The organism is Pseudomonas sp. UBA6753, from assembly GCF_002453565.1.
In the GTDB taxonomy this organism is placed as follows: Bacteria; Pseudomonadota; Gammaproteobacteria; order Pseudomonadales; family Pseudomonadaceae; genus Aquipseudomonas; species Aquipseudomonas putida_Z.
Window position 1 is genome coordinate 21,302 of sequence record NZ_DKHD01000017.1, and the last position, 10,068, is coordinate 31,369.

9 protein-coding genes are annotated in these 10,068 nt (G+C 65.0%); 6 read left to right on the plus strand and 3 right to left on the minus strand.

The window, feature by feature from the left end; genetic code table 11:
- Positions 1–81: 81 nt before the first annotated feature.
- The 3 genes from B2790_RS07235 to B2790_RS07245 all read right to left on the minus strand — a co-directional run bounded on the left by B2790_RS07235 (position 82) and on the right by B2790_RS07245 (position 3,895).
- Positions 82–561: an Lrp/AsnC family transcriptional regulator gene (locus B2790_RS07235; RefSeq protein ID WP_025338409.1), complete on the minus strand. Its 480-nt coding sequence runs from the start codon at positions 559–561 to the stop codon at positions 82–84.
- Between the two features lie 178 nt (positions 562–739).
- Positions 740–1,807 (minus strand): ornithine cyclodeaminase, encoded by a 1,068-nt coding sequence (locus B2790_RS07240; protein WP_286918537.1) that lies wholly within the window; start codon positions 1,805–1,807, stop codon positions 740–742.
- Positions 1,808–2,146: 339 nt separating this feature from the next.
- Positions 2,147–3,895: a sigma-54-dependent Fis family transcriptional regulator gene (locus B2790_RS07245; protein WP_286918538.1), complete on the minus strand. Its 1,749-nt coding sequence runs from the start codon at positions 3,893–3,895 to the stop codon at positions 2,147–2,149.
- A gap of 224 nt (positions 3,896–4,119) precedes the next feature.
- On the opposite strand from B2790_RS07245, the gene B2790_RS07250 reads away from it, so the two are divergent.
- Genes B2790_RS07250 through B2790_RS07275 form a run of 6 tightly spaced genes read left to right on the plus strand, consistent with a single transcriptional unit; the run spans position 4,120 to position 10,051 of the window.
- Positions 4,120–5,214: an ABC transporter ATP-binding protein gene (locus B2790_RS07250; protein ID WP_286918539.1), complete on the plus strand. Its 1,095-nt coding sequence runs from the start codon at positions 4,120–4,122 to the stop codon at positions 5,212–5,214.
- Positions 5,214–6,323, plus strand: coding sequence for an ABC transporter ATP-binding protein (locus tag B2790_RS07255; protein ID WP_286918540.1), 1,110 nt, complete (start codon positions 5,214–5,216; stop codon positions 6,321–6,323). Before B2790_RS07250 ends, B2790_RS07255 begins: the two co-directional genes overlap by 1 nt.
- Positions 6,320–7,183: a carbohydrate ABC transporter permease gene (locus tag B2790_RS07260; RefSeq protein ID WP_013971875.1), complete on the plus strand. Its 864-nt coding sequence runs from the start codon at positions 6,320–6,322 to the stop codon at positions 7,181–7,183. Before B2790_RS07255 ends, B2790_RS07260 begins: the two co-directional genes overlap by 4 nt.
- 3 nt (positions 7,184–7,186) lie before the next feature.
- Complete coding sequence (locus B2790_RS07265) at positions 7,187–7,987, plus strand: carbohydrate ABC transporter permease (RefSeq protein WP_013971876.1); 801 nt, start codon at positions 7,187–7,189, stop codon at positions 7,985–7,987.
- Positions 7,988–7,999: 12 nt separating this feature from the next.
- The gene (locus tag B2790_RS07270) at positions 8,000–8,272 is read left to right on the plus strand and encodes a DUF2160 domain-containing protein (protein ID WP_013971877.1); all 273 of its coding nucleotides are present in this window, start codon (positions 8,000–8,002) and stop codon (positions 8,270–8,272) included.
- Positions 8,273–8,311: 39 nt separating this feature from the next.
- Positions 8,312–10,051 carry an ABC transporter substrate-binding protein gene (locus B2790_RS07275; protein ID WP_137163458.1) on the plus strand — a complete coding sequence of 580 codons (1,740 nt, stop codon included), beginning with the start codon at positions 8,312–8,314 and terminating at the stop codon, positions 10,049–10,051.
- The last annotated feature ends 17 nt before the right edge of the window (positions 10,052–10,068 follow it).

Consider the following 10,068-nt stretch of genomic DNA (forward strand, 5'->3'; position numbering starts at 1 on the left):
CACATGAATCAGATCAGGCTTTGGCCAGTGCCTCGGGCACCGTTGCAATCAGCTTGCCAAGCGCCATGCCGAGATAGCGCGTCAGCGAGCCATTGGCTTGACCTCGGCCAGCACCGGGTGCGCGACCAGCTTGTCGATGTGCAGGGTGTCGTCGTTCATCCAGCTTTCGCTGAGCAGCCGGTAGTGCTCCATGTCGCGGCAGCGCAGGCGCAGGCTGTAGTCGAAGTGGCCGCTGATCAGCTGGCACTCGTGCACTTCCGGGCAGTTGCGCAGGGTAGCTTCGAAGGCCTTCTGCGCGGCCCGCCCGCTTTGGTTGGACAGGGCGACCAGCACCAGCAGCGACACCCCGGGCGCCACCTTCTGCAGGTCGATGATCGCCCCGTAGCCGCGGATCACGCCACGGCGCTCCAGCTTGCGTACACGCTCCAGGCAGGGGCGGGGGGTGAGGTGGACGAGGCTGGAGAGCTTCTCGAAGGTGATGCGGCCGTCATGGCGCAGGATGTCGATGATCGCTTCGTCGATGCGGTCGAGGGGGTGGGCGTTGGCGTCCTTGGTGTCCATGCGCTTGGGCTTCGTTCGGAAGAGGGCATGGGACAGGTTAGGCGGTAAAGGGGGCCGCTGCGCGGCCCATCGCGACACAAGGCCGCTCCCACAGGGATCGCGCAACCATTCGAAATGGCGGCGGACTTTTGTGGGAGCGGCCTTGTGTCGCGAAAGGGCTGCACAGCAGCCCCAAGGTCTATCGGGCACAGACGGAGTTAGCCTTGTTTACTGCCCGCAACTCCACCACCCGCGGCTGAAACAACCCATACAAATCCTTCGGATCCTCCAGCACCGGCACCAGCCCGATGTCCGTGCCGATACCCAGCGCCTGCGCCGTATCCAGCACATAGCGCAAGGCCGAGTAATCCTCCAGGGCAAACCCCACCGAGTCGAACAGCGTCACCTGTTCGGCGCGCTCACGCCCCTTGGCTTCCCCGGCAACCACACGCCAGAACTCGGTCACTGGCGAGTCCGCCGGCATCTGCTGGATCTCGCCTTCCACCCGGCTCTGCGGCTCGTACTCGACGATCACCCGGGCCCGCTCGACAATCGCCCGGTGCAGCTCGGTCTTGCCTGGGCAGTCACCGCCCACGGCGTTCAGGTGCATGCCCGGCTCGATCATCTCCGGGGTGAGGATGGTGGCGCAGGCCTTGTCGGCGGTCACCGTGGTGACGATATCGGCCCCGCGCACCGCATCGGCCACGGAGCTGGCGATGCTCAGCTTGAGGCCGGGACGGTTGGCCAGGTTGGCGACCAATTTGGCCGAGGCGGCCGGGTCGATGTCGTACAGGCGGATTTCATCGATGCCCAGCAGGGCATTGAAGGCGATGGCCTGGAACTCGCTTTGCGAGCCATTGCCGATCAACGCCATGCTGCGGCTGTCTTCGCGCGCCAGGTAGCGGGCGGCCAGGGCCGAGGTGGCCGCAGTGCGGATGGCGGTGGTCAGGGTCATTTCGCTGAGCAGCAACGGTGCACCGGTATCGACGCTCGCCAGGGCGCCGAAGGCCATCACCGTGGGCAGGCCATGGCGAGTGTTCTTCGGATGGCCGTTGACGTACTTGAAGGCGTAGCGGCTGGCGTCCGAGATAGGCATCAGCTCGATCACGCCGTCCGCTGAATGGTTGGCCACCCGGGCGCATTTTTCGAAGGCGGGCCAGCGCAGGTAGTCCTGGCGGATGTACTCGGCCATTTCCAGCAGGCACGTGGGCAGGCCTTTGCGGTTGACCAGGCGGGCCAGGTCTTGCACATCGATATAGCGGGTCATGAGGGGTCTCCCTGTGGTCGACGCTTCCAGAGTGGGCTCTGGTTTCATTGTGCGGCGGGTGGGGAGGTAAAGCTGGCTGTAATGGGTTGTGGCGGCAGCGGCTTTGGCTGATTTCGCTGCGCTGGCAGCCGAATCGGCTGTGGTTGCCTGGGCCGGCCCTATCGCCGGCAAGTCGGCTCCCACAGGGATATCACAGGCCTTGAGAGCGGCGCTGTACCTGTGGGAGATTGCCCAGTCCTTTGGGCTGCGCTGTCGCACAGGGAACAATGTTCGAGAGCGTGCCACATTCCCTTGTGGGAGCTGGTTTGCCGGCGATGAGGCCAGCACAGGCAAAGGCAATCATCGCTCACGCAGCCGCTTGTACAGCGTGGTGCGGCTGATCCCAAGCCCGCGCGCCACCGCCGACAGGTTGCCGTTGGCTTGCTCCACCAGCGCGTGCAGGTCCGCTTCCTCAGTGGCAAGCAGCACGGGGGCCTGCAACTCGGCCAGAAATCCTGCAGGCAGGTGCTCGACGCCGACAGGCCCATTGCCCGCCAAGGCCAGCGCCACCTGCAGCACACTCACCAGCTCACGCATATTCCCCGGCCAGGGGTGCTGATCGAGCAGTTCGATAATGGCCGCAGGCAGCCGCGCAGGCTGCCCGGGGTCGCGGTAGCGCGCATGCACCTGCTCGATCAGCTGCCGGCGGTCACTGCGCTCGCGCAGCGGCGGCAATACCACCGCCAGCCCGGCGATGCGGTAATACAGGTCCTGGCGAAAGCGCCCGGCGCGCACTTCTTCGGCCAGGTCGCGGTTGCTCGCCGACACCACGCGGATATCCACCGCCACCGGTTCGCCGCTGCCCAATGGCTGGATGCTGCGCGTCTGCAGCACGCGCAGCAGGCGGGCCTGGGTGGGCAACGGCATGTCGCCGATTTCGTCGAGGAACAAGATGCCGTGGTGGGCCTTGCGGATCAGCCCCGGGTTGCCCTTCTGGTGCGCGCCGGTGAACGCGCCCTTGTCGTAGCCGAACAGTTCCGACTCCACCAGCTCGGCCGGGATCGCCGCGCAGTTGACGGCGATCAGCGGCTGGCTGGCGCGGCTGCTGGCCCGGTGCAGGGTATCGACGAATACCTCCTTGCCTACGCCGGATTCCCCCTGCACCAGCACCGGAATGTCCTTTTCCAGCAGCAGGCCGGCCTGCGCCAGGGCCTTCTCCAGGCGTGGCTCGGCGCTACTGGCGGCGGGGCGGCTGGGGGCCTCGCGCGGCGGCTGCCACTGGCAATGAAAGCGGTTGCGCCCGGTGGCTTGCAGGGCGAAGGGCTGTTGCCGGGGATGGCTGAGCAGCTGTTGCAGGGGCAACTGGAACAGTTGCGCGATGTTCTGCTGCAGCGGGTCGCCCCCGAGCAGGGTGTCGGCCCGGTGATTGGCGGCCAGCACCTGCCCGTGCTCATCGAACACCAGCAGGCCGGCCCAGGGGCTGTCGAGGTTGTCGGAGGCGCTGTTGAAGATCAGTTGCGCGTGCTGGTCGGCGTGCTTGGCGAGGATCAGGCGGTTCTCCAGGCTCTGGCCCATCATGCGCACCAGACCCAGGGTCTGGCTGGCGGGCAGGTAGCCGTCGCTGGCTACATCGAGCACCCCGACCAGCTGCCGCTCGGCGTCGAACAGCGGCGCGGCGGCGCTGGACATATAGCGGTTCTGGCGCAGGAAGTGCTCGTCCTGGCCCACGTGAATCGCCTCGGCGCAGACCAGCGCGGTGCCCAGCGCATTGGTGCCGACACCGCGCTCGTGCCAGTGGGCACCGGCGCTGAAACCATGCTGCTGGCGCGGCTCGATGAACCGCCGCGAGCCCCAGCTGTCGAGCAGGCAGCCACTGGCATCGGCCAGCATCACCAGGTAGCTGGCATTGCCCAGCAGGTGCGCATATTGCGGCAGCACCGCTTCGCGGGTCAGGTGCAGCAGGGCCTGGCGCTGCTCCAGCAGGGCGTTCAGCTCGGCGCGGGTCAGGCAGTCGAAGTCCGGGGCGTGCTGGGGTTGCAGGCCGTGGTCGCGGCAGCGGGCCCAGGAGGCCTGGATCAGTTGGGCATGGGGCGAAGCGGATGCGGCCATGGGCCTGTCCTGTGTGATTGTTGTCATGGGGCCGACCGCTGTTCAGTGTCGTGCACGGTTGTTCAATGTCAAACCGGCAAGTGTTCAGTTGTTCAGTGCTTGTGTTCACTTGTGAACCTGCGATTGGCCGGTGTTGCCAGCAAGGCCCCGGGCCAGACGCTCGCGGCGCAACTGGCACGAAACTGGCTGTGCCCGGCAGACAAAAACCACAAGAAGGCCACGCCATGTCCCTGGTGCTGGAACAGGTCAGCCGCAGCGTCGACAACCAGGCCTGGATCGTCGAAGCCTCACTGCGTTTCGAACCCGGCTCGTTCAACGTGCTGCTGGGCCGCACCCTGGCCGGCAAGACCAGCCTGATGCGCCTGATGGCCGGGCTCGATCGCCCGGACCGGGGGCGGGTGCTGATGGATGGCCAGGACGTGACTGGCGTGCCGGTGCGCCAGCGCAATGTGTCGATGGTGTATCAGCAGTTCATCAATTACCCGACCCTCAGCGTGTACGAGAACATTGCGTCACCGCTGCGCCAGGCACGCATGGCCGAGCCCCAGATTCGCCGACGGGTGCAGGAAACCGCCGAAATGCTGCGCATCGAAGCCTACCTGCAGCGCCTGCCGCTGGAGCTGTCCGGTGGCCAGCAGCAACGCACGGCAATGGCCCGGGCGCTGGTCAAGGATGCTTCGCTGATTTTGTTCGACGAGCCACTGGTCAACCTCGACTACAAGCTGCGCGAGGGCCTGCGCCAGGAACTGCGCGAACTGTTCGCGGCACGCCACTGCATTGCCGTGTATGCCACCACCGAGCCCAACGAGGCGCTGGCTCTGGGGGGCACCACCACCCTGGTGCATGAGGGCCGTATCGTCCAGAGCGGGCCTACCGCCGAGGTCTACCAGCGCCCGGGCAGCGTGCTGGCTGCCGAGCTGTTTTCCGAGCCGCCGATCAACCTGGTGCCTGGCCGTATCAGCGGCAACGACGTGAGCCTGGCCCAGGCCGTGCATTTTGCCCGCAATGCCGACTTGCAGCCGCTTGCCGAGGGTGAATACCGCTTTGGCGTGCGGCCCAGCCACATCAGCCTGGTGCCGGCCCACGACGATGACCTGGAATTGTCGGTGCTGGTGGAACTGGCCGAGATCAGTGGTTCAGAGACTTTCCTGCATGTGCGCAACGAACACTGGCGCATGATCCTGCACCTGCCAGGGGTGCACGAATACCAGGTGGACACGCCGATCCGCGTGTTCATCCCCACCCACAAGCTGTTCGTGTTCGACAGCGCCGGGGCGCTGGTGCAGGCCCCGGGGCTACGCCAGGCAAGGAGAGGGTGATGGCCGAGATCCGCCTGCGCCAACTGGCGCACAGCTACAGCCGCCAGCCTGCCAGCGAGGCGGACTATGCCCTGCACGCGCTGGAGCATGTGTGGGAGCAGGGCGGTGCCTACGCCTTGCTCGGGCCGTCGGGCTGCGGCAAGTCGACCTTGCTCAACATCATTTCCGGGCTGCTGACACCGTCCCACGGCGAGGTGCTGTTCGACGGCAAGCCGGTCAACCAGCTGTCACCACAGGCGCGCAACATCGCCCAGGTGTTCCAGTTCCCGGTGGTGTACGACACCATGACGGTGTTCGACAACCTGGCGTTTCCCTTGCGCAACCAGGGGCTGGACGAAGCCCGGGTGCAGGCCCGGGTGGAGGAGATTGCCGAGGTGCTCGATCTCTCGGCCGTGCTGCGCAAGAAGGCGCGCAACCTCAGTGCCGACGAAAAGCAGAAGGTCTCCATGGGCCGTGGCCTGGTGCGCGATGATGTGTCGGCGATCCTGTTCGACGAGCCGCTGACGGTGATCGACCCGCACCTGAAGTGGAAGCTGCGGCGCAAGCTCAAGCAGATCCACGAGCAGTTCAACATCACCATGATCTACGTCACCCACGACCAGTTGGAGGCCTCGACGTTCGCCGACAAGATCGCGGTGATGCACGGCGGGCGCATCGTCCAGTTCGGCACCCCGCGCGAACTGTTCGAGCGGCCGCGGCATACCTTCGTCGGTTACTTCATCGGCAGCCCGGGGATGAACCTGATCGAGGTACGCGCCGAAGCGGACGGGGTGGCGTTCGGCGATATTCACCTGGTGCTGCCCGGGCAACTGCGGGAGCACCTGCGAGAGCGCCTGGCGGCCACAGGCGCTGGGCGCCTGCAGGTAGGCATCCGCCCGGAATTCGTGCAGTTGTGGGACAGCCCGTTCGATGACGCCTACCCGGCACGGGTGCTGGACGTCGAGGACCTGGGCACCTACCGCATCGTCACCCTCGAACTGGGCGGTGTCGCGCTCAAGGCGCGCCTGGGCGAGGACCGCCCGCTGCCGGTGGCCCAGGCCTGGGTCAGCCTGCCGGCGCAGTGGCTGATGCTGTACGTCGACGATGTGCTGCTGGAGGCCGGGCCATGAACAAGGTGCCGAACAACAAGGCCTGGTGGCTGGTGCTGCCGGTGTTCCTGCTGGTGGCATTCAGTGCGGTGGTGCCGATGATGACGGTGGTCAACTACTCGGTGCAGGACATCTTCGACCAGTCCAACCGCTACTTCGTCGGCGCCGACTGGTACCGCCAGGTGCTGCGCGACCCGGCGCTGCACGATGCGCTGCTGCGCCAGTTCATCTATTCCGCCTGCGTGCTGCTGATCGAGATCCCGCTGGGCATCGCCATTGCCCTGACCATGCCGACCAAGGGGCGCATGGCCTCGGTGTGCCTGATCGTCATGGCCATCCCGTTGCTGATCCCGTGGAACGTGGTCGGCACCATCTGGCAGATTTTCGGCCGGGCCGACATCGGCCTGCTCGGCGCCACCCTGGCCAAGCTCGGGGTCAGCTACAACTACGCTGGCGACCCGTTCGACGCTTGGCTGACCGTGCTGGTGATGGACGTGTGGCACTGGACATCGCTGGTGGCGTTGCTCTGTTATTCGGGGCTGCGCGCCATCCCCGACGTTTACTACCAGGCTGCGCGCATCGACCGCGCCTCGGGCTGGGCGGTGTTCCGTCATATCCAGTTGCCCAAGCTGAAGAACGTGTTGCTGATCGCGGTGATGCTGCGCTTCATGGACAGCTTCATGATTTATACCGAGCCCTTCGTGCTGACCGGTGGCGGGCCCGGCAACGCCACCACCTTCCTCAGCCAGACCCTCACGCGCATGGCCGTGGGGCAGTTCGACCTGGGCCCGGCGGCGGCATTCTCGCTGGTGTACTTCCTGATCATCCTGCTGGTTTCGTGGCTGTTCTACACAGCCATGACCCATGCCGACAAGGACTAGGCCATGAGCACGCGCAAATCGCTGGCCCTGTTGCTGTACTTCTTCTTCCTGCTGGTGCCGATCTACTGGCTGCTGAACATGTCGTTCAAGAGCAACACCGAGATCCTCGGCGGCCTGACCCTGTGGCCACAGGCATTCACCCTCGACAACTACCGGGTGATTTTCACCGATGCCAGCTGGTACAGCGGCTACATCAATTCGCTGTACTACGTGTGCCTGAACACGCTGATTTCGCTGCTGGTGGCGCTGCCAGCGGCATATGCCTTCTCGCGTTACCGCTTCCTCGGGGACCGGCACCTGTTCTTCTGGCTGCTGACCAACCGCATGGCGCCACCGGCGGTGTTCCTGCTGCCGTTCTTCCAGCTGTATTCGTCGATCGGCCTGTTCGATACCCATATCGCCGTGGCTCTGGCCCACTGCCTGTTCAACGTGCCGCTGGCGGTGTGGATCCTCGAGGGGTTCATGTCTGGTGTGCCGAAGGAAATCGACGAAACAGCCTACATCGACGGCTACAGCTTCCCGCGCTTCTTCGTGAAGATCTTCATCCCGCTGATTGGCTCCGGCATCGGCGTGACGGCGTTTTTCTGTTTCATGTTCTCCTGGGTCGAGCTGCTGCTGGCGCGCACCCTGACCTCGGTGAATGCCAAACCGATCGCCGCTGTGATGACCCGTACCGTGTCGGCCTCGGGCATCGATTGGGGCGTGTTGGCGGCGGCGGGGGTACTGACCATCTTGCCGGGCATGCTGGTGATCTGGTTCGTGCGCAACCATGTGGCCAAGGGCTTCGCCCTGGGCCGGGTGTGAGGAGGGCAAGGCATGGAGTGGATGGCCTGGACCTTGCCGACGGCGCTGTTCTTCGCCGCCGTTGGCGTGCTGCTGCTGGGCATGACCCTGCTCGAACTGCGCCGCCCCTGCGTGGAGCGACGCGGCTTCCTGCCGCTGGTCACCAGCCGTGGCGACCGCTTGTTCATCGGCCTGCTGGCCAGCGCCTACCTGCATTTGCTGGTGGTTGGCGTCAGCGAGTGGCCATTGTGGGTGGCCTCGCTGCTGTCGCTGGCGTGGCTGGTGGTGGTGCTGCGCTGGGGCTGAGCGAGCGGCCCTGTGGGATAACTGAAACGGGAGATCACAATGTTCGACAACAAGTACAACAGGCGACATTTGACCCTGGCCGCGTTGCTGGTACTGGCCAGCGTGCAGGGCACAGCCTGGGCCGACCAGTACGAGGATGCGGCAAGGAAGTGGCTCGGCAGTGAGTTCAAGCCTTCGACCCTTACCCCAGAACAGCAGCTGGCCGAGTTGAAGTGGTTCATCAAGGCTGCCGAGCCGTTCCGCGGCATGAAGATCAATGTGGTGTCGGAAACCATCACCACCCATGAATACGAGTCCAAGGTGCTGGCCAAGGCCTTCAGCGAGATCACCGGTATACAGCTGACCCACGATCTGTTGCAGGAAGGCGACGTGGTGGAAAAGCTGCAGACACAGATGCAGTCGGACAAGAACATCTATGACGGCTGGGTCAACGACTCCGACCTGATCGGTACGCACTTTCGCTACGGCAAGGTGGAATCGATCACCGACCTGATGGCCAACGAAGGCAAGGACTACACTTCGCCGACCCTGGACCTGAAGGACTTCATCGGCATTTCCTTCACCACCGCGCCGGATGGCAAGGTCTACCAACTGCCCGACCAGCAGTTCGCCAACCTCTACTGGTTCCGTGCCGACTGGTTCGAGCGGCCCGAGCTGAAGGCCAGGTTCAAGGAAAAATACGGCTACGAGCTGGGCGTACCGGTGAACTGGTCGGCCTACGAGGACATTGCCAGGTTCTTCACCGAAGACGTCAAGGAAATCGACGGCAAACGCGTTTATGGCCACATGGACTACGGCAAGAAAGACCCGTCGCTGGGCTGGCGCTTCACCGATGCCTGGTTCTCCATGGCGGGTGGCGGCGACAAAGGCCTGCCCAATGGTTTGCCGGTGGACGAATGGGGCATTCGCGTGGAGGACTGCCACCCGGTGGGGTCCAGCGTGACCCGTGGCGGCGACACCAACGGCCCGGCCGCCGTGTATGCCACGCAGAAGTACGTGGACTGGATGCGTGCCTATGCGCCCAAGGAAGCCCAGGGCATGACCTTCTCCGAAGCCGGCCCGGTGCCGGCCCAGGGCAACATCGCCCAGCAGATCTTCTGGTACACCGCGTTTACCGCCGACATGACCAAGCCCGGTTTGCCGGTGGTGAACGCCGACGGCACGCCGAAGTGGCGCATGGCGCCTTCGCCGAAGGGGCCGTACTGGGAGGAGGGGATGAAGCTGGGCTACCAGGACACCGGTTCGTGGACCTTCTTCAAGTCCACCCCCGAGAAGCAACGCCTGGCTGCGTGGCTGTACGCCCAGTTCGTCACCTCCAAGACCGTGTCGCTGAAAAAGACCATCGTCGGCCTCACGCCGATTCGCGAGTCGGACATCAATTCCCAGGCCATGACCGAACTGGCGCCCAAGTTGGGCGGGCTGGTGGAGTTCTACCGCAGCCCGGCGCGGGTACAGTGGACACCGACCGGCACCAACGTGCCGGATTACCCGCGGTTGGCGCAGTTGTGGTGGAGCCACATCGCCGAAGTGGCCAGTGGCGAGAAGACCCCGCAGGAAGCGCTGGACGGCCTGGCCCGCGACCAGGACCGGATGATGGAGCGCTTGCAGCGGTCCAACGCCCAGGCCACCTGCGCACCGAAGCTGAACCCGGAGAAGGACGCCCAGTACTGGTTCGACCAGCCCGGGGCGCCGAAGCCGAAACTGGCCAACGAAAAGCCCAAGGGCGAGACGGTCAGTTACAGCGAACTGCTGAAGTCGTGGGAGGCGGCGAGGAAGTGACCGGCTGAATACCGCGC